This window comes from Streptomyces sp. NBC_01410 (assembly GCF_045040195.1).
Taxonomy (GTDB): domain Bacteria; phylum Actinomycetota; class Actinomycetes; order Streptomycetales; family Streptomycetaceae; genus Streptomyces.
The window spans coordinates 6503839-6528772 of sequence record NZ_CP109530.1 but is presented as its reverse complement, the minus strand read 5'-3'; the positions used below and the strand labels follow the sequence as shown (position 1 = coordinate 6528772).

The window sequence follows — 24934 nt, the reverse complement described above, 5'->3', positions numbered from 1 at the left end:
ATGGTCCGCGAGCGTTCACACGACGTTCCACAGCACCACGAGGAGGGCAACGGCCACCACGAGCACCCCGGCGAGGGCGACGACGATCATCCGGCCGTCCTGTGGAGCGGAGCGGTCGGGATCGGGCGGTGCCGCCGAAGGCGGCGGGGGCCGGTCCGGCACAGGGCGGTCCGGGAGCCCGTGCGGGACGGCCCGGGCTTCGGGGGCGACGGTGTCCGACTGTCGCTTTCCGTGCGCCGCGCTGAGCAGGGAGAACCACACCGCCTCGGGCAGTCCGGGCCGCTCGCCCGACACGATCTGCCAGACCGCGGCGCGCCCGGCCCGGTGCGGTCCGGTGCTCAAACGCGGCAGCAGCTCGGCCAGCCGGGTGTTCGCGGCCGGGTCCTTCAGCAGAGGCCGGATCGCCCAGCTGTACAGGGCCGCGGCGTTGGCGGCCCGGATCTCGTCACCGGGACCTCCGATGCCGAGCCCATGCGTCTGAGTCAGAAAGAGGTCCAGGTCGAGGACGGTGTCGCACAGGTGACGGCGCTGGCGCTGCGGCCAGTGGGACCATCTGCGGGCGATCTCCGCCATCACGAGTGTCAGTGCCTCGTAGTGGATGCTCGCCCGCAGCGCGTACAGAAGATCCTCGTCCGCGGCGCCCTGCACCACGGTTCTGGCCTGGGCCGCGGAGCCGTTGTAGCGATCGGGGAAGGCGGCGAGGACGGCCAGGAGTTCCTGGTGCTCGACGGTGGGCCGCCGTCCGCGGCGGCCGCGGGGGACGAGGCGGCGCGGGCTGCCCTGCGGGAGCGGCCATTCCGGCCGTACGACGCGGACTTCGGGCTCGGCCGCGGGGCCCGGGGACGGTTGCGGGACCGTGCGCGGGCCGGCGAGGGGGCTCGGGTGCGAGGCGGGCTGAGCGACGGTCCGGGGCTGCTGCACCGGGGGCCGTTGATGCGTCGTATGCGGCTCGCGCCAGGAATACGGGTCCGGCTTGGCGTACATCTCGCGGTCGGCGTGCCTCTCACGCTCGGCGTACGGGTCCGGCTGCCTGGCGTAGGGCTCACGTGCCTGGGCCACGGGCGCCTCCCACGGCGGCGGGCGGTGTTCCTCCGCCCGGCGGGTGCGGTCCCGTCCCGCGCTCTCCAGGGCCGACACGGCGCGTTCCACCGTGTCGAGCAGGGTTTCGCGTCCGCCCCCGGCCCCCGCCCGCCGCGCGGCGGCCTGCCGCAGCTCCCTGTCGACCTCGAACTCCCGCCCCTCGACCTGCGCCCGCACATGGTGACGGACCAGTTCGGACGCGAGCTGCTGGGCGCGGTCGCGGCGGTGCTCCAGCGGATCCGTACGCAGCCGCTGGGTCTCCTGAGCCGCCGCGCCCGGCCAGCTCCGCACGAAGACGAAGCGCAGCAGCGGCGTCTCGGCGGTGTCGTGGGTGGCGAAGGTCCAGCCCTTCTCGAAGAGCCCGCCGAAGATGCCCGCCATTCCCCACAGCACCCGGCAGGCGCTGTCGCCGCCCTGCCGGTCGAGCACCGTGAAGCAGTGCCGCGGATGGCGCAGATACTCCGCGACCAGGCCGGTCAGCTCCTCCTCCACACCCGCCAGGCTCCCCGACAGCCGGCGCTGTCCCTCCATGGCCGAGCCGATCAGCTCGGCCGCCCGCACCTGGCCGACGGGCCCGCGGACTTCGTCCAGCGGGAGTTGGCTGCCCTCCCAGCGCCAGGTGTGCAGCCCGAGACAGGTCTCGGGGTCGAGTGTCTGGGACGACCCGAGCAGCGCATGGCAGATCGTCTGGGTGCGTCCGCTCTCGTCGCGCCAGGGAGTGCGGTGCAGCAGCAGCGCACTGTTGTCGCGCTCCAGCCGGACCAGCGCCGGCACCGTGTCCTCGCCGGTCGCCCGCAGCAGCGCGGCCGCGCTGCGAAAGACGATGTCGGCGTGCTCCTGGCCGCAGGACCAGGCCACCGGGCCGAATCCGGTGGTGCCCGAAGCGTTGTCCGCGTCCCAGCGGAAGACGATCTGGTCCACCGATTCCTCTTGCCGGACCATCAGGCGCCCACCTCTCTCGGCTCCGCTCCCGGCAGGAGCCCGCACATGGCGAAGATCGACAGCAGTGGCGCCAGCACCCGACGTGGCCTGACACCGTGGGGGAATTCGTCGCCCCTCGCCTGTCCCCCGGTCGCCGCCACGAAGTGCAGCGTGCAGCGGGCACAGTCGTCGAACGGCTTGAGCCAGGCGGAGCTGGCGTGATGCGACACGAACGCGTAGGCGTCACGGCTCTCCGCCCGTACCGCTTCCGCGTCGAAGTGCGGCGGCAGGGCGCGGCCCAGCCAGCGGTCCACGGACGGGTCGAAGCGCACCAGGTCGCTCTTGTTCACCGCGACCGCCGCCGGGGCCTCGATATAGGGCCCGCGCCGCGGAATCCGGTTGAGGACGGTGGTGAACGCCTCGTCGCCCAGATCGCGCCGCCGCAGCTTGTTGCGCTCGCGCACCGGGTCGAGGAACGGCAACCGCAGTGCCCGCAGCGGATCCAGTACGAAGATGAACGCGCCGACCCCCATCAGAAAACCGGTCACCTCCCCCTCCTCGGCCAGGTCCTCACCGGCGAGGTCGAAGAAGACGACCGGCCTGGTCGCCGCGCGCCCGGTGACCAGGAGACCGTCGGCGAAGCGCGCGAAGGTCTGCTGTCCCGTGCGGGCCAGCTGCTTGCCCTGGTGCAGTCCCTGCACCCGCTCCCGCAGAAAGGTGCGGTGCGAAGCCGGGTTGAGCGGCAGGCACTTGAGTCCGTACGGCTCGAGGCCGCCCTGCTCGATCTCGCCGAGCATGGCAGCCAGCAGATGCGTCTTGCCCACGGCCGAGCTGCCCACCAGGGCGATGGACAGCGGCTCGCCGTTGGTCAGATACGGGACCGGCAGCTCGTGGGACCTGTCCCCGTCGGCGTGGGGGCAGCGGTGGAACGCCTGGCGCAGCGCGTCCTCACGGTGTGCGGGGCGGTGTTCCTTACTGAGGTCGAGCGGTACGCGATCGCCCTTGGCGGAGATGGTGATCAGCATGCTCTCGTCGAACGTGACCGGGAGCAGGCAGTGGGGGCAGAGCCGCGAACGGGTGGGCGCAGGCGGCTCGGGGGCGGGCGGTGAGGGTCCTGTTCCGTTCGCCGGCGGTGGCACGCCCAGCAGCGAGCGCAGGGAGCGGCGGGTGGGTGAGGGCGGGGTGGTGATCGCCTCGTCGGGGTGCCCGTCGAGGCCCAGCTCCCTTCTCTTGCGGGCGCGTTGCGCGTCGTATTCGGCACGCGCCCGGCCGAGGGGGTCGCTGGCCCCGGCGGCCGTGGCCAGCGGGTCGGAGACGTTGAGCAGCCGCATCAGTTCCGCCGGCGTGGGCCTCGCCTGCGCCAGCGGGGCGAACACACCGCCGTGGTCAAGGGCGGCCAGCCGCCGGAAGTCGGCGAGGTCGGCGGGCGGGCCCGTACCCTTGTCCGCCCGACCGGAGAGCAGGAAGTACATCAGCTGGGCCACGGCCCACAGATCGTCCCTGGCATCGGCGACGCCGGTGCCCTCGCGCTGCTCCGGCGACGCCCAGGGAGCCGCGCCGAACGCGCTCCTGGGCTCCTTGGTGCGCAGCGCGCCGTACGGCTCGGTGAGGCGCACATGGGTGCCGTCCCAGCGGACGGTCTCCGGCGCGATGGCCCGGTGTACGAGGCCCACGTCCTCCAGCAGCCTTACGGACAGGGCGAGTTGTGCGAGCACACGGTGCTGCTCGTCCACGCTCAGGGCGCCCCGCCGGGCGCTGATCGGCTCACCGCCGTGGATCCTGTAGAGGATGAAGGGTTCCGGGGCCTCCAGGTCGAAGCCGATCATCCGGGTGAAGACCTCGCCGAAGCGCTCGGAGCCGTAGCGCCGTTCCAGAGCGACGGCCGCCGCCACCTCGCGCTCCAGCGTCCCGTACGCCTGGGGATCGCCCTGGGCCGAGAGCGGAAGCCGGTACTGGTGCACCTGCCAGCCCGCGCCCAGGATCACCTTGCGGGCGAGCAGCGAAGGCCGCTCGGGGGTCGGCCGGTCCGCGCCGAAGCGGGCCGCGAACCGGACCGCGTCCTCCTTGTGCGTGAAGAATTCCAGCTCGTCCGGTCCTGGTCCCTGCGCGAAGTGCGCACCGCCTTCCGGCCGGTTCACGGCGCACCGCCCTCCTCTCCCCTGACGGTGCGGACGGTCTCCGCGCGCAGCGGCACGAGCCGCAGTACGCCCGCGTGGCGGCCGGCAGCCGTCCACACCACGTCCTCGGCAGCGCCGCGCCAGCTGTCCTGGGCCTCGTCCTGTTCGGCGCCGCGGCGCATCGCCTCCGGGACGAACCGCACCTGGCGTATCGCCACCGGGTCCTTGGAGAGCATCCGCCGGTGTTCGGCACCGCACAGGGGTACGGCCTGCTCGGCCACACCGCCCGATCCGAGGAGCCAGGCGACCCGCTCGGCCGAGACCCCGAGCAACTGGGGTGCGCCCGGGCGCCGTTCGGGATGGGAGGCGTACGGCGGCGGAGAGGCCGCTCCGTCCCGCTGAAGCCGGGTGTGCACCTCGTCGAGCAGCTCGCCCATGGGCCGCTCCAGAGGCATCCGGCCCGCGTTCGACGGGTCACGTTCGACGGCTCCCCAACAGGGTTTGACGATGAGGGCCACTCCGTCCATGAGGTCGGAGACGAGCGTGTCGACCAGCGCCGGGCCGCCGTCTCCCCGCTCCCGCTCCAGCCATGCGGGATCGGCGACGGGCTCGGCGTTCCAGGGTTCGGCCGGTGGCTGGTCCTTCCCTTCGGGCGCCCGGACCGCCTCCTGGGCCCGGGCGGGCTCGAAGAGGTCGGCGTGCTCCGGAGAACCGGCGGGCTGCGGACCACCCGCGGGACCGGCCGTCGCCGTGGCATCGAGCCAGCCGTCCTCGGCCGCGCTGTCGCCCCAGCTGTCCCAGCTCCATGGCGCAGACTGCGGATCCGCTCCCGTCGACGGCTCCGGCCCCTGCTCCTCCTCCCGCGCCGCCACGGGCCGTGGCGAGCCGCCCGGAGTGTGCTGTTCCGCGGTGTCCGCGAGGCCCCGAAGGAGCAGGGAGACGGCTCGCGCGCCGTCCGAGCAGTGGTAGCGCGCATCCGCGAACAGCCAGTCGTGGACGGCCGTTTCGATGAGCAGCTGATCGACCTCCCGCACCATCTGCCCGGCGAACTCCGGGTCCATCGCGCGCCACCAGGAGTCGACGGCCGCGGTCCATTGGCGTACGGCCAGCAGCACAAGCAGCACCAGCGAGATCACCAGGGCGAGCGCACCGGCCCAGGCGGGCAGCGCAAGGAGCTGACCGGTGAGCGCCCCGGCGAGCCCGCCCGCCAGACCGCCGAACAGGCGGGGCGGAGCCCCCGTACTGCCCCCGCCGTCGAGTCTGCCGTCGGGCGAGCGGTTGGGCCGGCGGCGCAGCATGAGGACGGCGAGTGCCGCCCCGGCAAGCCCGGTGGCCGGTCCCAGCGCCCAGCCGAGTCCGGGCCACAGCCCGGCGGCCAGGGCCACAACGAAGGCCACCAGGGCCGCGATGCGCCGTGAACCGCCCGCGGTGAAGGGCACGGGCGAGGTGAGATGCGCCAGATAGGTCCGGTCGCAGATCTCGTCGAGCCGGGCGAGCCTGGCCGTACTGCCTGCAGGGGCCGAGCGGTCCGAGAGCGCCGCAAGGCGGGCGGCGACCGAACGCAGCGGCAGGCGCCTGGCGATCAGGCTCTCCGTGAAGCCGCGCAGGCCGGGTCCGACGCTGCTGCGGGAGACTTCGGGGATCTCCGGCAGATCGATACCGCGCTCCACCAGCCGGCTGCGCTGCTCGGAGGTGAGCCGTACGCCGCCGCCGTCGGACAGCGCCCCGGCGATCGTCTCCTGGTACCCCGCCAGGGCGAACGACAGCCGTTCGAGGCGGCCGGGCAGATCCGCCTCCCCGGCCTTCCTGGTGAACAGCCCGGCCCAGCCGCGCACTTGCTCGTATCCGTCCACGGCGTCACGCAGCGCCGCGCCGCACTCCTGGTGCCGCGCCTCGGCCGGGCCGCCGGGCAGCAGCCAGGCCCGGCTCTCCAGGTTGCGCGGGACAAAGTCGCCGAGGAGGAGCGCCAGTTCGGCTGGGAGGGCGTCTCCCAGCGCGGGGGCGGGGCCTTCCTGTCCGACGAGGCTCTCCAGCGCCTGCCACCAGGACCTGGTCCTGGCGTCGTCCGTCAGATCGTGTTCCAGGATGCGTACGGCAGGCACCGCGACCCCGTGGACGACATCCCCGAGCGCGCTCAGCACGGCGTCGAACACCCCGGGCAGGACGAGGAGTTCGACGAGCGGGCGCAGGGCCTCGTCCGCCCCGGGCCGCGGGCCGCCTCCCGTGGTGCCCGCCCCGCCGGACACGTCGAGGAGCCACAGCACACCGGCGGCGGGTGGCCGCAGGGTGAGCGGCCTTCGCAGGGTCCGGTCGTCTCCCGCGCCCAGCGCCAGGCAGATCACCTGGGCCGGTCCGTAGGAGTAGAGCTGCTCGTAGAGGAGTTGATGGGCGATGAGGTCGCACGCGTCGTCGATGACGAGGAAGCGCCGCTCGTCGCCCTCCTGGGGCTCGTCCAGGGCCTCGGCCACCGCGCGCTCCAGCGGCGGTTTGCCGGCGGGCGGCCGGGCTGAGGACCGCAGGTCGAGGCAGACCGCATGGGACGGAGTGTGGTGTTCGGGTGTCACGGCCGGCTTCACTCCTCCCCGCCGTCCCGGTCCCAGGGGTACCTCGCCGAGGACGTGTCGGCTTCCGGCGCCCCGTGCTCCGGGGACTGCCGTGGCCTCGGGGGCTCGCGCCGTTCCTGTTCACGCCGCGGGGCCTCGGGCTCGTGCCACCCGGGCGCCGGTGCCCCGGCGCTGCGCCCGCCGTTGGACCGCCCGTCCGGCTGCTCGGCGGCCTGGCGCGCATAGCGCTCGTCCAGTGCCCGAAGCGAGGGCCGGGTGGGCCGCGACGCCCCCGGGAAGCGCAGCTCAAGGGCTCCCTTGAGGGTCTGCTCCCAGAAGTGCCGCAGGGGTACGAGCCACTCCTCGTCCTCTTTGCCGTACTGCCCGGTGAGCTCGTCCAGGAGCGCGATCTGCCGCGGAGCCACCTCGTGCACGAGTGTCTTGAACAGCGGCGAGGGAGCAACGGGCGTGGTGGCGAGCCCGGTGGGCTGGGTGCGCATCAGCCGGTCGCAGAAGTCCTCGATGATCTGTCCCTCGTCCAGCAGCGCCCACCGCTCGTACGCGGGCAGCAGCCCGGCCCAGCTGGAGACGGATCCGTCGAAGGCCTCCAGGCGCAGGGTCATGGTCGCCGAGTCGCCGTCCTGGAGCCGGATCCTTATCAACTCGGGTGATGTGGCCGGTCCTTCGACATCGACGCGGCCGTTCCACATCGCGCAGAGGATCCGGTGCAGAATCCGCTGCCGGTCGTCCTCCGTGCTGGCAAGCCAGTCGTCGCGGTAGCCGAGCCGCTGCCGCCAGTGCAGGAAGTCGTCCACCCCGGCGGCGTCCCGCGCCTCCGCCCAGAGCCTGAGCACATGCCGTACCTCGGAGACATCGGTCAGACTCATACCGCTGCGGAACAGGACCACCGTGATGGACTCGGTGTCCACCGCCCGGTACTCCTGGGTCGCCTGGGGGTCGCGCGGCAGGTTCAGCTCCTGCTGCAGGAACTGTGCGGCCCGGCCGTCAGCCTCGCTCTGCGGGTGTACGACCAGGACCTTCAGCGGACCGCTGCCGTCGGGGGTGAAGCCGACCGGCAGCAGTCCCGCCAGCTGCGAGCGGAACTGCTCCAGCCAGCGGCTGTCCACGGTGGCCTCGGCGTCCTCGTCCCCGGCCGCGGCCCGCAGCAGCACCGCCATCGAGGGCAGCAGGGGACGGTCGTTGAGCACGCTCGCCTCCCCGAAGAGGCCCTTCACGCGCTGCTCGACGACCTGCTTGATCTCCTTGACGGCGGCGCGCGGGGAGCGGCGTCCTGCTTCCAGCGCGCGCTGCCAGTCCTCGGGCTGGATCAGTCTGGCCAGCAGCCCGGCGGGATCGGTGTTGTCCGGCAGACCCTCGTGCTGGACGAGCCGGTCGAAGACATCGTCGTAGAAGGCCCGGAGGTTGCTCTGCGGCGGCAGCAGATACGAGACACCGGTGCGGTCGTCGCGGTAGAGCTCCTTGCGGCGCTCCATGAACAGCTTGCGCTCGCCCTCCTCGTGGGCGCGCAGGGCCCTGGCGAGTTCACCGATCTCCTTGCTCGCGCGGGCCAGCGGGGGCCGCCACCGGGACTCCTGCTCCTTCCAGGCCTGGTGCCACAGCCGGTTGGCCCGCCAGCGGTACCAGGCGTCCTGCTCGTCGATCGCCTCCTGGACGTCCGGGTCGCCCCAGCGGGCCGGTACGAGACCGCCCACGGCGCCCTTGATCCGCGGGATCTTGGGAGCGGAGGGCTGGATGCCGTCCGGCCGCTCCGGGTCGTTCTTGCGGTTCTCCAGCATCCCGGCGAACCCGACCTCGGCGGGCCGCTGAGGATGGCCGGGCAGACCGGCGAGGGTCCGCTCCAGTTGGAACGGCCCGATCAGGCCCAGGAGTTCACGCGCGCCGGCCTGCGGTTTGAAGTCCTCGACCAGCCGCGGCACCTCCCGCTCCAGGTCGCGGCCCAGCCGGCTGAGGCGGTCCTCCATGTCCCCGATCCGGTCGCGGAGCGCCTGGCCGATCTGCTTGGACCCCTTGGGCAGCGGATCGGGGACCGGGATCTCCGGTGCCTCACGGGTCCACAGCCTGTCGATGCCCGAGCGTTCGAAGAGCTCCCGGACCCGCTCGCTGCCGTCCTCGCGGGGACGCCGGGCGTCCTCGGCCATGCCCCGGACCGCGTGGGCGAGCATCCGGCCCGCCACTATCTCGGCGAGATCGTCGACGGGGACGGTCAGGGAGGCGGCCAGGCTGGTCGACATGCCGCGGTAGCCGATACCCGAGCGGGCCGGGGTCGAGCGCTCCACGCTCTTGTTGACGAAACTGGCCGCGAACGACTGGTAGTCGTCCTCGGAGCGCCCCTGGTTGTTCTCGTCCCCCAGCTCCGTACCGATGAGCGACATCACCATCGCGGTGATGGAACGGCGCAGGTCCTCCGGGCGGATGACGGCGGGCCTGCTGAAGAGGAAGGCCGTCTGCACGGTCGAGGGGCGCAGCGCGACGACCCCGTCCACGGGATAGCGCACGCTGATCGAGCCGCGCTGCTCCACATCGCCGAGCTCGCCGTGGGCGTAGGGGACGTTCTGGTCGTCGACCAGCCGGGAGAGATCCACCAGCGCGCGGGCGGAGTTGAGCTCGGCCTCACGTCCGCCGCCGGCCTCCGGCGTGAACGCCGACGGCATGACGACGAGCGGATAGATCTTCACCCCGGGCACCTTGGACTTGCGGAACTCGTGCCCGATGAGGTGGATGAAGTCGTAGTAGATCCCGGCTCCGGTGCCTCCCGCCACCGAGAACGCCACGAATACGTCGCAGCCGCGGATCTGCCGCCCACCGAGGTCGCGGAGGTCTCCGGCGGAGTTGCTGATGGTGCTGATGGCCGCGCGCAGCTGGCGCAGTACCGGCTCCAGTCCGCTGCGGAGCGTGGCGAAGAGGGCGGCCCGGCCCACCGTGGGCAGTTGCCCGGCGCCGTTGTGCAGCGGTGCCACGCGCGGCTGCCGCTCCTGGGGTGGCAGCCAGCTGTGGGTCTCGTCGTGCAGGGCGACCCGCAGCATGCGGGTCACCTCGGGGGAGCTGTCGTAGCCGGTGGGCAGCAGGTCGTGGACGACGCGTGAGGTACGCGCGTACGCGGCGGCCTCGACGCCCTTGGCGCTGAACTGCGGCAACCGGTCGAGTTCCGCCTCGCTGAAGTCGGCGTAGACGAACTGCAGATGGTCCGGCAGCTGGAAGGGGGCGCGGCGGCCGGCGGCCACCAGGTTGGTGCCGTCGGGGCCGCACAGCTCCCGGCGCAGACCGCGTTCGAGCTCGGCGCCGATCCGACCGCCGGTTCCGCCCAGGCCGACGAAGAGCATGGGCTGGTAGATCTTCATCTCGTCTCCCGTTGGGGCTGTCCGCGACAGCCCGTCGTCACTCAGAAATTGGGGTCGAACCGGCGCGTGCCGGCGGGCTGTTCTCCACTGGCGCCCGGGTCGGCCTCCGGGCGCGGGCGGTCCGGCACATCGCTGCCACGGTTGGGCCTCGACCAGCGGCCTCGCGGCTGCGCGCCGCCCGCATCGCCCTCGGTCCGTCCGTCGCGTCCACCGCCCCGGCCGCTGCCGGACCCTCCATGTCCGCGGCCCCGGCCGCTGCCGGACCACGCGCCACGTGACGGCCGTGCGGCCGGGGCGCGCCGGTCGCGTACGACGAGCTCCAGGCCGTCGGCGATACCGGTGGCCTCGCCCGCGCGTACGGCGCTTTCGCGCCCCTGGTGCGGGCGCAGCAACAGCTCGCCCCCTCCGGTGCGCCGCAGCCGGTGGGCCCCGGACGCTCCGGGTGTACTGCGCTGCAGCGAGGGCGCGGCGCCCCTGGCCCGGTCCACCGTGAAGTGGAATTCGCCGCCGGTGCTCTGCCCCGACCGGATGGTGAGCTCGTCGAGCGCCCGGCCGTCCGTGCTCAACTCCAGCTGTACGCCGGACAGATCACGGCGCCGCCTGCGTGCCGCGAGACGTACGACCGCGAAGGCCGCGAGCAGCAGCGCCAGCGTCGCGCCGCCGGTCACCGGGCCCCACCAGTGGTCCCACCAGGTGGGCGGCGCCTCGACGCGGACATCGAGGAACGAGGTGTCGAGCACCCGTCCTTCGTCGCCGGTGTCGACGACCGTGATGTTTCCGCCCACCTCACCGAGCGGGGTGCCGTGGCCCAGCGAGAGGGTGAACTTGGCACGGGTGCGCTCGCCGGGGGGCGCCGTGACGGTGGCCGGGCTGATACGCACCGCCGAGCCGGGCGACTGCTCGTCGAGGGCGAGGCGCAGGGTGTGCGGGACGGTGTCGTTGTTGGTGACGTCGAGGGTGCCTTCGACGGTGTCACCTGGGTGCACGGTCTTCCGCTCGACGGTCAGGCCTGCGGTGACCTTCTCGGTGCCCGAGGCGACACGGGCGTGCAGGGGGCGGTGGTCGGCGGTGACCCCGGGGGCGGCCATCTGCGTGGTGAGTTCGAGATCGCCCGAGGCGCCGGCCGGTACGGTGAGCGTGCCCGTGAAGCGCACGTCCTGGGCCTGGCGGTCCGGTTCCCGGCCGTCGTCCGCGAGGCTCACGGTGACCGGGGCGAATCCGGTTCCGGACAGCCGCGCGGAGACCTTGACGCCCGCCAGCTGGCGCGGGTCGGTGACCACGACACCACGCCTGGTCTGCATCCGTACCTCGACGACGGCACGCTCTCCCGCCCTCGGGGATGCCGGGTCCAGGGTCACCGCGGAACGCAGCCTGCCCTGCCAGATGGCGCGGACCGCGACCTCCCGGTCCCGGTGACCCTCGGGCGCCTCGACATGGACGCGCCAGCGGCCCGGCAGCGGGTTCTTCACCCGCAGCGCCTCGACCGGTCCGTCCTGGCCGCTGGTCTCGAAGGTCGAGCCGTCGAACTCCCCCTGGGTGGGCACCTTTCGGCCGCTCGGGTCGTAGTACGTGACCGACACCTTGGGGTCGTGCTTGCTGACCGTGATCGAGCCGTCGGTGGCGATCGGCGGGATCGTCACCGTCAGATTGGCCGGGGGCTTTCCGACCGTTCCGTGCGCGATCTGGGCGCAGCGGGCCGCGGCGAAGGTCTCCTGGAGCGCCTTGTCGATCTCCGCCGAGCTGTCCACGACCCGCATCCGGGGTGTGGCGCCGGGCAGATCGGCGCAGCCGTTGCGGTAACCGCCCTCGGCCATCGCGGTCAGGGCCGCCTTGTCGATCTGGCTGCCGAAGCCGAGCGGCCAGATCTGGACGGACTCTCTGCGGGCGCGGGCGAGTTCCTCGGTCAGCCGCTTGGCGCCGTTGGCCTGGCGGCTGGCGGCGTCGGTGCCGTACTCCGGGCTGTCACTGACGTCGAGCTTGCCGTCGGTGAGCAGGAAGACGACCTTCGGGACGGCGCTGTCCGCACCTTCGGACAGCCGGTCGACGGCCTGGCGCACCGCGGCCGGGAAGTCGGTTCCGGGGCCGGTGTGTTGGGGGTCCCTGCGGGACAGCTGCTGTACGCAGTCGCTCAGGCGCTGCCGACCGGCGGCGTCGGCGACCGTCAGCCCGCACACCTCCCGCACCGGTGACTGTCCCGCCTTCTCGGAGCTGCCGAAGCCGATGACGGCGGCGCGGGAACGCTCGGAGATCTCGCCCTGGCTGAGCAGTGCCGCCGCCTCCACCTCGCGTATCAGATCCTTGTCGGCGAGGGACTTCGACTGGTCGACGACCACGGCGAAGTCGATCGGATCCGGGCCTTCGGCCGCGGCTTCGGCCGCGCCGGGCGCACGGGCGGGCTCCGTCGCCGTCGCGTTCGGCGGCCCGGACAGGGCCAGCAGCACACCGGTCACAACCAGCGCGCCCGCCTTGCTTCTCAGCTGCATCGTCTTCTCACCACAGTTCACTGAAGAGGGCCAGTAGCGCGCCGAGCGCGAGGGAACACACGCCCAGGCGCAGCCACCGGTATTTCGCGGCGAGCACCGCTCCGTGCACGCTCGCCTGGTCGAGCAGCCAGCCGGTGACGTCCTCGCCCGACGCGGCGAGGCGGGCCAGCAGTTGTTCGGACGTGGCGCGGGTCGCCAGGTCGCGCAGCAGGGTGCGGTCGGCGCCGATCCGGGTGCGCGGCAGGATCACGGCGACGAGCATCAGTACGCCCGCGCTCCAGAACAGTCCGCCCACGACGAGTAGCGGCGGCACCGAGTCCGCGGCGGGCAGCGGGGTCTGGCCCTTGGAGGCCACGACGGCGAGGAAGGCGACCGCGCCGGAGAGCAGGATCGCCGCCTTCGTGTCGGCTCTGCCGATGTCCTCGCGGACCGAGGTCAGCAGACGCTCCGCCATGAAGCGGACATCTTCGGGCGCGGTGGGCCCCGGTGGGCCGGGCCCCAAGGCGCCGGAACTCATTCGTCGTCCCAGTCGTCGAATGCCTCGCTCGGCTTGGTGGGAGACCGCCGGGACCGGCGGCGCTCGTCGAGGTCCCGCTCCGCGGCCGACTCCACCCGGGTCGGTTCGTACACATGGGGATCGCCCGGGCCCGCGGCGTAGCCGTCCAGCGGACCGTCGAGCGGGCCGAAACCCGAACCGGAAACCGAACCGTCGCGCGAACCGGAGCCCGAACCGAGCCCGGCCGGCGCCTCCTCGTCCCAGGAGGGCCGCCGCGGCTCCGGCCGCATCGCGCGTTCCTCCAGCGCGGGTCGCGGCGCGCCCGACCGGGGCAGCACATGGTCGACGACCCCGCCGAGCACACCGCCGGTGCTCTCCCGCAGGAACTGCAGCACCTCGTACATCGGCTCTCCGATGTCGTGACGCTCCAGGACGCCACTGTCGATGAGCCGGTTGAACACCGCGAGGAAGTCGGCCTGGCCATCACGCTTCTCCTGCCGGATCGCGCGCCGGATCTCCCACTGCTTGTCGGGGTTCTGCGCCATGTGGTGCGCGATCTCGGCTTCCTCGCCGCGGCGCAGAAGGATCTCCAGTTCACGGGCCCGTTCGGCGACCATCCGCCGCTCGGCCGCGTCCTCGTACTGCTTCTGGACGTTCTGCTGGACCACCGTGCTGAGATCGATGAAGACATGGACCCAGGTGCGCAGGCCGAGGTCGCGGCCCAGGACCAGCCGGCCGGCCCGCAGTTCCTCCCGTACCGCCTCGTCCGCACGCTGCGCATCGGTGAGTGCGAATCGCCGCGACACGGCGCGCAGCCCGTCGAGAAGTTCGTCGTGCAGCAACTCGGCGACGTCCCAGACCCGTTGGGTGACCACCACATAGGGGTCCGTGACCTCCCAGTGCACCTTCGCCGACGCGTCGAAGAAGATCCCGTCTCCCGAGGCGGGCAGCCGCAGGTCGAACTCGGTGACGTTCCGGCCAAGAAGCACCTCGAACACGGTGTAGGCGCGGCTGAGCAGCCACCGCCGATCGTGGTTCTCGCGGCGCCCCGGCCACACCACGCTGTGTCCGCCGCTCCCGTACATCACGACCGCCACGATCTGGCCGCTGCGGCGTCGGTACGGCGGCGAGCACTCGCGTACGAGTGGCCCCTTAGGACGCTCCCGGTGCTGCTCCCGGTCCTTGTCCCGGTCCATATCCCTGTCCCTGTTCCCGTCCCGGTTCCCGTCCTGCTCCGCGCGCTGCCACGGGCGCTGTTCCCGGTTCTGCGCCAGGTTCCGCGGCTGCGCGGGCTGCCCCTGGCGCTGCTCCTGCTGCGGTATCCGGTTCTGGTTCTGCTTCCACTCCCAGCCCTGGTTCTGCTTCGCCGCCGCCGGCTCCTCGTCCTCCCCGCGTGCGGTCATCGCTCAGCTCCTTCACCCACGGCGTCCCACATCCGCCCCGCCGCCGCCTTGTCCATCGGCCTGTCGCGGTCCCTGACGAGGTCCGCCAGCAGACTCCGCAGCCGGTCGCGGTCCCTGCGCGTCGTGGCGAGCAGCGGCAGGAACCCGCAGACCAGCCCGAGCGCCTCCTCATTGCGGGCGGCCCGGCGCAGCAGGCTGCTCAGCTCGTCGAGCGCCGTCCCTCCGGCGCGGGCGGTGGACACGGCGCGCCGCACCAGGTCCGCCAGATCCGGCGCGAGCTCCGGCCGGGTCGCCAGCAGCGCGACGATCAGCGGCTGTGCGTCGTACGGCTCGAGTTCGGGGACCTCGTCAAGGCCCCAGAGGTAGGTGGTACGCATGGTGAGCGTCCCGATCATGGAGATCAGCACAAGGTCGACGAGCTTGCGGCGCCCGTCCTCCACCCAGTCGACGAGCCGTTCGACGACCGTCTCGGGCTCACCGGACGCGAGGAGCCGCATGACACTGAACGACGCCGTACCGATCACGCCGGCGTCCTCGTCGTCGAGCTTGCGCACCACGCTCGCCAGCGCGTCGAGCGAGGACCTGACCGATCCGGCCGGCAGGGCATAGCCGTGGGCCAGCACGGCGGTGTCGCGCAGTGACTCGTTCTCGCTCTTCGCCCAGTCCTTCACCAGCGCCTTGACTGCGGGCTGCACCTTCGGCTCGCGCGCCGCCTCGGCGAGCGCCGTGGCCGCGGCCATCTGCGGGACGACGCCGTCCAGCGTGGCCATGGGGCGCACCAGTTCACCGAATCCGTAGATCCAGTCCCAGGAGCACAGAACACCGGCCGCGATGGAGGCGCGCACCCACACCTCGGGGCGCGGGTCGTCGCACAGGACCCGCAGCCAGCGGGCCATGGGGCCGCGCACATTGTGATAGCCGTGCCACACCTCGCGGAGCACGGCGGTCGCGAGCGCCTCGCCCTGGAAACGGATGGCCCGCATGGGGACCTTGGCATCTCCGAGGTCGAGTTCGCCGTCCTCCAGCACGGAGCGGGCGAGCATCGGGCGGATCTCGGCATGCGTGCCGAAGAGCCGTCGCCCCGTGGGCTCTTCGGGGTCGAGGGTCACCGCAAGTTCCCACGCCAGGAGTTCGGCGGCCTCCGCCGTAAGGCTGTAGGGAGAGCCGTTGAACACGGCCACGGCGATACGGAACGCGGCGGCGCTCAGCGTCGGCTGCGCCTCGGGAAGGGTGCCGGGCCGGTCTGCCCCGGCGAACCACGCGCGTGCCTGTGCCCGGACGAAGGAGGCGCAGTCGTCCAGCAGTTGCTCGTCCGTCAGCTCGCCCTTCTGGCGGCGCGCCAGAAGGTCGGCGAGCCGGGCGGCCTCCCGGGGTCGCAGCTCGTCGAGGCCGAGTGCCTCGGTGACATCGGTCCGCACGGCCAGCGCTCGCGCGCTGTCCAGGGCACCTTCCGGCTCGCCCTTGAGCAGCACCCGCAGGTGGCGGTGGAGCACCTCGTCGGCGGGGGCGGGCGGGCAGTACATGCCGTAGCGGCCGCGGAGCACCCGGTCGGCCAGGTCTCCGCTCTCGATCAGCACCACTCCGTACGCATCGGCCTTGCGCAGCATTTCGGCGAAGCGGTCGAGGTGCAGCTCGGAGAGGCGGCCGGGCCTGCGGGTTTCCCTGCGGTGCTCGCCCCGGACGCGCTCGGGTTCGCGCCGCCCGTCGTCCTGCGGCAGCTCCAGCAGATGCCCGACCGCGCTCTCGATCATCTGCTCGTTGATCTCGTGCACCGCGTGAGTGGGGTCGAGGCGGGTGACCTGGTTGCCCGTCAGCTCGGAGAGCAGGGCGAGCGCGGTAGCCTTGCGGCCGCTGCCCGGTTCGCCGCACAGCACCAGAAGGCCGTCGGTGCGCAGGAGTTGCTTCATCCGGTGGTAGCCGGACGCCTCGCAGTAGACGTCGGCGAGCTGATTCAGCGTCTCCTGCGGGACCCTGCCCTGGACCACGGGCCGGCTGTCGGGGCCGAACTGGCCGATGAAGAGATTGCCCTCATACACCTGGCCGTCGCCGCGGATGTCGTACGTGCGCTCGGCACGGCCGGGTGCGAAGGTGCGCCGGGCGGCGTGCGCGGTGCCCGCGCCGCCGGTGCCGCCCGCGCCGCCGAGGGGGTTGCGTCCGGCCTTCTCGAAGGGGTTGGCCTCGGTCTGCTGCGGCTCGCCCGAGTCGCCGCCGCTGTTCTCGGACGCGGAGGGCTGCGGCTGCGCATCCTCGCTCTTGTCGTCCTGGGGCGGGGCGTCGTCCTGGTCGCTCATGCGGCGTCGCCTCCCGTGCCCGGGCGGTCTTTGCGGATGCCGGTGAATCCACCGTGGATCTTGTTGCCCTCGAAGATCTGCATGTCTCCCTGGGCGTTGTACTGCTTCGCCGGCTTCGTCGGCTTCGTCAGCTTCGTGGGCGGCTCATCGCCCGCTGCGGGGTTCACATCCGGCGGGGAAGGAGGCGGTGGGCCGTCCCCCTTCGGCCCACCGCCGGTCTGATGCCCGGCCGGACCGTCGAGCGGCGGCTCCGGCCGGCGGGGAATGAGGAACCATGCCGCCTCGTCGGTCTCCTTGTTCTTCACCGGCGCCTGGCGGTAGTGGCCCGGCTCGACATAGCGCCCGCCCTCGGCGACCACATTGGCGTACAGCCAGTCGGAGACCACGATCAGCAGGTCGGCGTCGGGGGCGTTGGTCATGACCCGCTTCGCCGCGGCGCTGTCGCACAGCCGGCAGGCGAGGTCCACCGCGCGTCCCACAAGGCCCTTGCCGTCGTTGAGGACGAGGCCCGCGTTCATGCCGACGCGTAACCGGAGGCGCTGTGCGCTGCCGTCGTTGAGCTCCCGCAGGCTCTCGTAGAGGGTGTCGACCCACCTGCCGACCATGAGGGTCGGCGGCACCTCGGGCTGCAGGGCCGCGAGTATGCCGTCTCCCCTGTCCTCCTGGTGGACCCGGTCCGGCTCGATGCCGACGGACGCGTATGCCTCCGCGAACGCCTCGTACATCGCGGCGCGCATGCGCTTCTTGGCTTCCAGGCCCAACTCCCCCGAACCACAGGCGTCTCCGAAGACGACCAGTCTGTGGACGGCTCCCGCACTGCTCACTAGGACTCCCTGCGTGTGCTGTGGCGCTTGGTGACAGGACAACTCTTGCCGCGCTCGGCAACCGGCGATGTAGCCGTTTACACAGCCGGCGGAGATTTCTCCGGCGGGCGTGTCCCCGGTGGCTGCCCCCGGCCCTGGGCGAGCAGCAGGAGCACCTGAAGATCGGTGACGATCACTGTGCGGTTGGCTGTACGGACGACGTCCTGCTCCCTGAGCAGGCGCAATGCCTTGGCGACCGCCTCCCGGGTCGCTCCTATGGCTGCCGCCAGATCGTGCTGCGGCAAGGGAAGTTCGAGCACGATGCCTTCGTCGGCGCGGCGGCCGGCCCGCTCGGCGAGCTCGACGAGGCGGGCGGCCAGCCGCTGCAGGACGGTCCCGGAGGCGAGGGAACGGCGCTCGATGTCGGAGCTGCGCAGCCTCGTGCTGAGCTGACGCATGATCAGCGATGTGGCGTGCGGCCGGGCGGCGAGGAAGCCACGGAAACGCACTCCGGACACGGCCACCGCCTCCACCCGTCCGAGTGCGGTGACGGTGGCGCTGCGGGAACCCTGGTCGACGGCGGCCTGATCACCCACGACCTCGCCCGCGCCGCGCAGGGCGAGTATGAGCCGGGCGCTGCGCTCCGTCTCGACCGAGACGACCGCCCAGCCGGAGAGCAGCGCCAGCACATACGTCGTGGTGTCCCGTTCGCGGATCATCACGTCGCCGGGTTCGTAGGTACGGGGTGCGCCCTCGGCGAGCAGCGCCCGGCGGTCCTGGACGCCGAGGGCGTCGAGGAACGAGCGGTCCTGGCCGAACAGACTCATCGCTCCCCCACAACGATTTTTCTGGCCCTTTTCCGGGGGACCACGGCTTCTGTCGGTGTCTGCTTCCTCCCACGTCAGATGGCGTTCTCAGGCTCAGAGTCAGAGTTGATTCCACGTCACCCGGCGGGGTGAAAAACGCTAGGTGTCGCGGCACTTGAGCGTCAACGCGAAACCGGCGTGCGCCCCTCACCCGCACCCGTGCGCCCCTCGTACCGTCGATCAGGAGTCCGATTAGGGTTCTGTCCGGTCGATCCGGCCGGATCAGTGAGCGGGGTCCGGCGGATCGAATCCGATCCGCCGGACATCCCTCAGAGGCGGGGGTCGACCGGCTCCGACTCCAGTGCCAGCACCGCGAACACCGCTTCGTGGACCCGCCACAGCGGCTCCCCGTCGGCAAGCCGGTCCAGGGCCTCGAGCCCCAGCGCGTACTCCCGCAGCGCCAGCGAGCGCTTGTGGTTCAGGAACCGGTTGCGCAGCCGCTCCAGGTTCTCGGGGCGGGTGTATTCGGGGCCGTAGATGATCCGCAGGTACTCGCGGCCGCGGACCTTGATGCCCGGCTGCACGAGCCTGCCCTTCCCGTCCCGCGCCAGGGCCTGCAGCGGCTTGACGACCATGCCTTCGCCACCCCTGCCGGTCATCTCCAGCCACCAGTCGACACCGGCGCCGACCGAGGCCTCGTCGGCTGTGTCGACGATGAGGCGACGGGTGACCTGGAGCAGACCCGTCGGGTCGTGCTCCACCAGCCGGTCCAGCCAGGCCAGCTGCTCGTCGTGCGGTACGGAGGCGAGCGAACGCCCCTGCACGGCGAGAATCTGGAACGGCGCGAGACGCACCCCGTCCAGCCCGTCGGTCGTCCAGCAGTAGCGCCGGTACGCCTCGGTGAATGCCGCGGCGTCGGCGGCCCGGTCGCGCTGTTTGGCGAGCAGCGCGTCCACCGGGACGCCGCGTGCGACGGCTGCTTCGAGGGCAGCCGCGGCACCCGGGAAGACGGCGCCGGATGCGGCTCCCACCGCCGCGTACTGCGAGCGCAGCAGCCCGGCCGCCTTGAGCGACCAGGGCATCAGCTCGGCGTCCAGCAGCAGCCAGTCGCACGCGCCGGAGGCGCTGTCGGATGCAGCCAGTTCCTGCCAGAGCCCGGCCGCGGTGACGGCCGTGCGCAGCCGGTCGAGGATCTCCTCGGTGACCGAGGGGTCGTCGAAGAACGGTCGTCCCGTACGGGTGTGCAGCGCGCCCGTGGGGCCGTCGACCCCGAACCGCTCGCGAGCGGCCTCGGCGTCACGGCATACCAGTGCCACCGCACGCGAGCCCATGTGCTTCTCCTCGCACACGACCTTGGCGATGCCGTCCGCCCGGTACTGGGCGAAGGCCTCGGCCGGGTGCTCCAGATAGCCCTCCTCCTTCGAGGTCGCGGTCGGCGACATCGTCGGCGGCAGGTAGGTGAGCAGCCGCGGGTCGACCGCGAAACGGCTCATGACTTCGAGCGCCGCCGCGGCGTTCTCCTCTCGCACGCCGATGCGGGCCATGTGCCGGGTCTCCACGACCCGGCGCCCCTGCACATCGGCGAGGGCGAGCGGCCTGCCTTCGCGACCGCCCGGAGCCTCGGTGACGAGCGGCTTGACCGGCTCGTACCAGACCTTCTCGGCCGGTACGTCGACGAGCTCACGCTCCGGCCAGCGCAGCGCGGTCATCTTGCCGCCGAAGACCGCTCCGGTGTCCAGGCAGATGGTGTTGTTGATCCATGAGGTGTTGGGCACGGGTGTGTGGCCGTAGACCACAGCGGCCCGGCCCCGGTAGTCCTCTGCCCACGGGTAGCGCACGGGCAGGCCGAACTCGTCGGTCTCGCCGGTGGTGTCGCCGTACAGCGCGTGCGAGCGGACCCGTCCCGAGGTGCGCCCGTGGTACTTCTCGGGCAGACCGGCGTGGCAGACGACGAGCTTGCCCTCGTCGAGGACGTAGTGGCTGACGAGTCCGTCGATGAACTCCCGCACCTGCTCGCGGAAGGCGTCGTCCTCCTTCTCCAGCTGGTCGATGGTCTCGGCCAGTCCGTGGGTGTGCTGGACGTTCCTGCCCTTGAGCCAGCGTCCGAGCTTGTTCTCGTGGTTGCCCGGCACGCACAGGGCATGGCCGGAGGCGACCATGCTCATCACACGGCGCAGGACGCCGGGGCTGTCGGGTCCCCGGTCGACCAGGTCACCCACGAACACGGCCGTACGGCCTTCGGGGTGTGCTCCGTCCACATAGCCGAGCTTGGCGAGCAGGGTCTCCAGCTCGGAGCTGCAGCCGTGGATGTCGCCGATGATGTCGAAGGGGCCGGTGAGGTGGGTGAGGTCGTTGTAGCGACGCTCCAGTACGACCTCGGCGGCCTCGACCTCCTCCACGCTGCGCAGGACGTGCACCTTGCGGAAGCCCTCGCGCTCCAAGTCGCGCAGCGAACGGCGCAGTTCGCGGCGGTGGCGCTGGATGACATGACGGGGCATCCCGGCCCGGTCGGGGCGCCCGGCATTGCGCTCGGCGCACACCTCTTCCGGCAGATCGAGGACGATCGCGATCGGCAGCACGTCGTACTCGCGCGCCAGCCGCACCAAATGCTTGCGGCTCTCCGGCTGCACGTTGGTGGCGTCGACGACGGTCAGCCGTCCGGCCGCGAGGCGCTTGCCCGCGATGTAGTGCAGTACGTCGAAGGCGTCGCCGCTCGCGCTCTGGTCGTTCTCGTCGTCGGCGACGAGGCCGCGGCAGAAGTCCGAGGAGATGACCTCGGTGGGCTTGAAGTGCTTGCGGGCGAAGGTGGACTTGCCCGATCCGGTGGCGCCGACGAGGACGACGAGGGACAGGTCGGTCACCGGGAGCCTGCGCTTCACGGGCGCGGTGGTCGTGGCGGACGTGGTCATGCGGCCTTCGCCTCCTTCTCGGTCTCGGTCTTGTCGTTTCTGCTGAACACAGCCATCTGAGTGGGCGGCCCCACCTCGGGGTCGTCGGGCCCCACGGCCACGAACTCGACGTCGTATCCGTCTCGTTCGGCGACCGCCCCCGCCCATGCGCGGAATTCCGCGCGCGTCCACTCGAAGCGGTGGTCGCCGTGGCGCACATGCCCGGCGGGGAGCGTCTCCCAGCGGACGTTGTACTCGACGTTCGGCGTGGTCACGATCACCGCCTGCGGCCGCGCGGAACCGAACACCGCGTACTCCAGCGCGGGCAGCCGGGGCAGATCCAGGTGCTCTATGACCTCACTCAGTACGGCCGCGTCATAGCCCGCGAGCCGCTTGTCGGTGTACGTGAGCGAGCCCTGGAGCAGCGTGACCCGCGCGGCCTGCCGCTCGCCCATCCGGTCCAGCTTCAGCCGCCGCCCGGCGATGGTGAGCGCACGCACCGAGACGTCCACCCCGACGATCTCGGTGAAGCGAACGTCCTTGAGCAGCGCCTGCACCAACTGGCCCTGCCCACAACCCAGGTCGAGCACCCGGCTCGCCCCGGCACCGCGGAGCGCCCCGAGAATCGCGTCCCGCCGCTGCTCGGCCAGCGGCACCGGCTTTTCTTCCGTGTCCGTCGTCTCGTCCACGGCGTTGTCGACGGCCTCGACCTCCAGGTCGTCGGTCTCGGCGAGCCGTACCAGCTCGAGGCGCTCCATCGCCTGCCGCGTCAGCCCCCAGCGCCGGGACAGATAGCGGCTGGTGATCAGCTTCTGCTCAGGGTGCTCGGCCAGCCAGCCCTCGCCCGCCCGCAACAGCTTGTCCACCTCGTCGGGCGCGACCCAGTAGTGCTTGGCGTCGTCGAGCACCGGCAGCAGGACGTACAACTGCCGCAGCGCATCGGCCAGCCGCAGCTCCCCCTCCAGCACCAGCTGTACGTAACGCGAGTCGCCCCACTGCGGGAACTTCTCGTCCAGCGCGACCGGCTCCACCTCGACCGATGACCAGCCCAGCGGCGCGAAGAGCTTGTGGACCAGCTCGGCGCCACCGCGCGCGGGCAGCGCCGGCACCTCGACACGCAGCGGCATCGGCGCCTCGGCCCGCCCGGGCAGCGCGGCACACACGCCCCGCAGAGCGCTCTTGAACACGCTGCTCAGCGCGACCGCCAGCAGCGAGGACGCGGCGTAGGGCCGATCGTTCACATACTGCGCGAGCGCCGAATCGGGCGCTCCGCCGCGGCCCTTCCCCTTGCCGCGCCGCACCAGCGCCACCGGATCCACCTCCAGCAGCAGCGCGGCCGTGCAGCGCTCGGTGGATGCCTCGGGATAGAAGACATGCGCCGTGCCGTGCGAGGTGGAGAACGTCTGCGCCTTGTCGGGATGCTTGTGCAGCAGAAAGCCGAGGTCGGTCGCGGGACGCTCTGGGGTACCGGTCGTACTGATCGTCAGGAACACGCGTCCGAGTATGGCCGGATTCACCCGTCCCGACCAGGGAATTCCCGCCGCGTGCGGGCGGGCCCGGGGCGCGCTGTCCAACCCGCACCGCCCCCGCGCGTCCCCTACCGGCCGCCGCCCTCGGTGACCTCCGTGACGGCCCTCGCGAGCTCGGCGATCTGCCCCGGCCCCACCCGGCAGCAGCCGCCCACCAGCCGGGCTCCGGACGCCAGCCAGTCCCGCACCCTGCCCGGGTCGTATGTCGACGCGCCCCGCCACCCCCTTTCCTCGGTGTTCCACCGCTCCCCGCTGTTGGGATAGACAACGACCGGCTTGGCGGTGACCGACGCCGCCAGCTCCACCGCGCGGTCCGCGTCGCGCGGATCGCAGCAGTTCACCCCGACCGCGATCACCTGGTCGCGTCCTGCGGCCAGGGCGAAGGCCGCCGCCAGCTCCTGCCCGGCCCGGGTGCGCTCGCCGGTGATCGTGTACGAGAGCCAGACCGGCAACCCGTACGCGTCCACCGCCCTCAGCAGGGCCTCCGCCTCGTCCATGTCCGGCACCGTCTCCAGCGCGAGCACATCGGGGCCCGCCGCGACGAGAGCCTCGATCCTCGGCCGGTGGAAACGCTCCAGCTCCCGCACGGACAGCCCGTACCGCCCCCGGTACTCGCTGCCGTCCGCCAGCATCGCCCCGTACGGCCCGACCGATGCCGCGACCCACACCTCGTGCGGAACCAACTCGCCTGCAGTGCGGGCCAGTTCAACACTGCGGGCGAGCAGCCCCGCGGCCTCCTCCCGTACGACTCCACGCCGCTCGAAGCCCTCGAAGGTGGCCTGGTAGCTGGAGGTGATCAGCACCTGCGCGCCCGCCCGCACATAGGCCGCGTGCGCCGTCTCGATCTCGCGGGGATCGTCGGCGAGCAGCCGCGCCGACCAGAGCTCGTCGGACAGATCGCAGCCCTGTGCCTCCAGCTGGTTGGAGAGGCCGCCGTCGAGGACGACGACACCTTCGGCCAGGGCGGCGGCGAGGGGCCGGGCGGGGCGCACCGGGATCAGCTCAGCTGGGACTGGACCTGGGCCGAGATCAGCTCCAGGTGCTCGAGGTCGCCGAGGTCCAGGACCTGGAGGTAGATCCGGGACGCACCGATCGCGCCGTACCGCCCGATCTTGTCGACCACTTCGTCGGGCGAGCCGGCCAGGCCGTTCGCCTTCAGTTCCTCCACCTCCCGTCCGATGGCGGCGGCGCGGCGCGCCACCTCTGCGTCGTCCTTGCCCACGCAGACGACCAGGGCGTTGGAATACACCAGGTCGTCCGCGCCACGCCCGGCCGCCTCAGCGGCGGCGCGGACCCGGCCGAACTGCCGCTCGCTGTCCTCGATCGAGGCGAACGGGATGTTGAACTCGTCGGCGTACCGCGCGGCCAGTCTCGGGGTGCGGGTCGCCCCGTGCCCGCCGATCAGCACCGGCACCTTCCCCCGCACCGGCTTGGGCAGCGCGGGCGAGTCGGCGAGCTGGTAGTGCCGGCCCTCGTACGAGAACGTCTTGCCGGTCTCTGTGTCCCACAGCCCGGTGACGATCGCCAGCTGCTCCTCCAGCCGCGCGAACTTCTCCTTGGGGAAGGGAATGCCGTACGCCCTGTGCTCCTCCTCGAACCAGCCCGCGCCGAGACCCAGCTCGACCCGGCCGCCCGACATCTGATCGACCTGGGCGACCTGGATGGCCAGCACGCCCGGCAGCCTGAACGTGCCCGCGGTCATCAGCGTCCCGAGGCGGATCCGCTTGGTCTCCCGGGCCAGCCCGGCCAGGGTGATCCAGGCGTCGGTCGGTCCGGGCAGCCCGTCGGCGGACCCCATGGCGAGATAGTGGTCGGAGCGGAAGAAAGCGTCGAATCCGAGGTCCTCGGTGGCCTTGGCAACGGTCAGCAGGGTGTCGTAGCTCGCCCCTTGCTGGGGCTCGGTGAAGATTCGAAGATCCATGCATCCATCCTGCACCTTCGAACGGCCGTCAACCCCACCATCCTGGCCAGACCCGCACCGGCCCGGTCGGGTGAGAGTCCTCAGCCCGTCGGCGCCCGCTGCCCATCCCGCCCAGCGCCTCCGACGTCACGCCGACCCGGCCGCCGCGTCCACCGCGTCGACGGATATGCCCGCGCCGTCCGGCGATCCGGAAGAGCCGGGAAGTCCCGGCGGGCTCGGAAGACCGGACGGGCCCGGAAGTCCGGAGGCACCTGGCGGGCTCGAGAAGCCCGACCGTCCGGGGGAGCCCGGCGC

The 24934-nt window shown here is 72.1% G+C and carries 14 protein-coding genes; all 14 read right to left on the bottom strand.

Going from position 1 to position 24934, the window contains the following annotated elements:
- Positions 1-15: 15 nt before the first annotated feature.
- The 14 genes from OG741_RS29985 to OG741_RS29920 all read right to left on the bottom strand — a co-directional run bounded on the left by OG741_RS29985 (position 16) and on the right by OG741_RS29920 (position 24640).
- Positions 16-2022 carry a hypothetical protein gene (locus OG741_RS29985; protein WP_405603051.1) on the bottom strand — a complete coding sequence of 669 codons (2007 nt, stop codon included), beginning with the start codon at positions 2020-2022 and terminating at the stop codon, positions 16-18.
- On the bottom strand, positions 2022-4139 hold the full coding sequence (locus OG741_RS29980) for a hypothetical protein (protein ID WP_405603049.1): 2118 nt from the start codon (positions 4137-4139) through the stop codon (positions 2022-2024). Before OG741_RS29980 ends, OG741_RS29985 begins: the two co-directional genes overlap by 1 nt.
- Positions 4136-6682, bottom strand: a complete 2547-nt coding sequence (locus OG741_RS29975) for a hypothetical protein (RefSeq protein WP_405603048.1) — start codon at positions 6680-6682, stop codon at positions 4136-4138. The genes OG741_RS29980 and OG741_RS29975 overlap by 4 nt, the downstream gene beginning before the upstream one ends.
- A gap of 8 nt (positions 6683-6690) precedes the next feature.
- Entirely contained in the window at positions 6691-10020 is a 3330-nt protein-coding gene (locus OG741_RS29970; RefSeq protein WP_405603046.1) for a tubulin-like doman-containing protein, read from the bottom strand.
- A gap of 41 nt (positions 10021-10061) precedes the next feature.
- The gene (locus OG741_RS29965; protein ID WP_405603044.1) at positions 10062-12503 is read right to left on the bottom strand and encodes a VWA domain-containing protein; all 2442 of its coding nucleotides are present in this window, start codon (positions 12501-12503) and stop codon (positions 10062-10064) included.
- A 7-nt stretch (positions 12504-12510) separates the two neighbouring features.
- On the bottom strand, positions 12511-12957 hold the full coding sequence (locus tag OG741_RS29960) for a Pycsar system effector family protein (RefSeq protein ID WP_266481952.1): 447 nt from the start codon (positions 12955-12957) through the stop codon (positions 12511-12513).
- Positions 12958-13016: 59 nt separating this feature from the next.
- Positions 13017-14402 carry a hypothetical protein gene (locus tag OG741_RS29955; RefSeq protein WP_405603042.1) on the bottom strand — a complete coding sequence of 462 codons (1386 nt, stop codon included), beginning with the start codon at positions 14400-14402 and terminating at the stop codon, positions 13017-13019.
- Entirely contained in the window at positions 14399-16693 is a 2295-nt protein-coding gene (locus OG741_RS29950; RefSeq protein WP_405603041.1) for a hypothetical protein, read from the bottom strand. Before OG741_RS29950 ends, OG741_RS29955 begins: the two co-directional genes overlap by 4 nt.
- The gene (locus OG741_RS29945; RefSeq protein ID WP_405603039.1) at positions 16690-17517 is read right to left on the bottom strand and encodes a hypothetical protein; all 828 of its coding nucleotides are present in this window, start codon (positions 17515-17517) and stop codon (positions 16690-16692) included. The genes OG741_RS29950 and OG741_RS29945 overlap by 4 nt, the downstream gene beginning before the upstream one ends.
- A gap of 77 nt (positions 17518-17594) precedes the next feature.
- Positions 17595-18323 (bottom strand): Crp/Fnr family transcriptional regulator, encoded by a 729-nt coding sequence (locus tag OG741_RS29940; protein ID WP_405603038.1) that lies wholly within the window; start codon positions 18321-18323, stop codon positions 17595-17597.
- Between the two features lie 308 nt (positions 18324-18631).
- Positions 18632-21211, bottom strand: a complete 2580-nt coding sequence (locus tag OG741_RS29935; protein ID WP_405603036.1) for a polynucleotide kinase-phosphatase — start codon at positions 21209-21211, stop codon at positions 18632-18634.
- Complete coding sequence (locus OG741_RS29930) at positions 21208-22683, bottom strand: 3' terminal RNA ribose 2'-O-methyltransferase Hen1 (RefSeq protein ID WP_405603034.1); 1476 nt, start codon at positions 22681-22683, stop codon at positions 21208-21210. The genes OG741_RS29935 and OG741_RS29930 overlap by 4 nt, the downstream gene beginning before the upstream one ends.
- Positions 22684-22787: 104 nt before the next feature.
- On the bottom strand, positions 22788-23711 hold the full coding sequence (gene mmuM, locus OG741_RS29925) for a homocysteine S-methyltransferase (protein WP_405603033.1): 924 nt from the start codon (positions 23709-23711) through the stop codon (positions 22788-22790).
- Positions 23712-23716: 5 nt separating this feature from the next.
- Positions 23717-24640: an LLM class F420-dependent oxidoreductase gene (locus tag OG741_RS29920; protein WP_405603032.1), complete on the bottom strand. Its 924-nt coding sequence runs from the start codon at positions 24638-24640 to the stop codon at positions 23717-23719.
- Positions 24641-24934 lie beyond the last annotated feature (294 nt).